This window comes from Pseudogracilibacillus amylolyticus (SeqCode), from assembly GCF_051918545.1.
In the GTDB taxonomy this organism is placed as follows: domain Bacteria; phylum Bacillota; class Bacilli; order Bacillales; family Amphibacillaceae; genus Pseudogracilibacillus.
On the sequence record NZ_JBPPZG010000188.1, the window covers coordinates 1 to 518 of the forward strand.

At 36.9% G+C, this 518-nt stretch carries 1 protein-coding gene; it reads right to left on the reverse strand.

The features are described from left to right. Positions 1-338 precede the first annotated feature (338 nt). The coding region (locus tag ACPYKA_RS16625; RefSeq protein ID WP_479543337.1) for an LPXTG cell wall anchor domain-containing protein at positions 339-518 on the reverse strand (180 nt) is incomplete at its 5' end.

The window sequence follows — 518 nt, forward strand, 5'->3', positions numbered from 1 at the left end:
CAAGTTCAGTCTCTAACCCATTATATGAGCCTATATATCGAAATGTGATTCATAATAAATACATTATTTTTTTGAAAAATCTGCTTAACACCTAACTTTTTTGCAGGGAGTATAAGTTGCATCTACAAGTGATTGACAGATAATACCGGCGCCTGACACAAACACTTTACAGCGGGGCGAACGATAAACTGCAAATGCTCTTCAATGGGATGACTAAACACTGTCCCAGTCCCTAGACATCGCCGTTCTTAGCCAGTGAACAAGTCAAGAGAGTTAATACTTTTTTAATTGCCAAAAAAAAGAACTAGAGTTTATAACCCTAGTCCTTTTTTAAAAAGTTATTCCATTACTTTTCTTTTTCTAAGAACCATTAATGAAGCACCTGCAATCAATGTAAGAGCTCCGATTAAAAGAATCGTATACATATTTGTAGCTGTTTTCGGTAATGATAAGCCAGTTCCGTCTTGTTTGTCAGCTGCACTATCATCGCCATCTTCAACGGTAACTTTCACATCGCC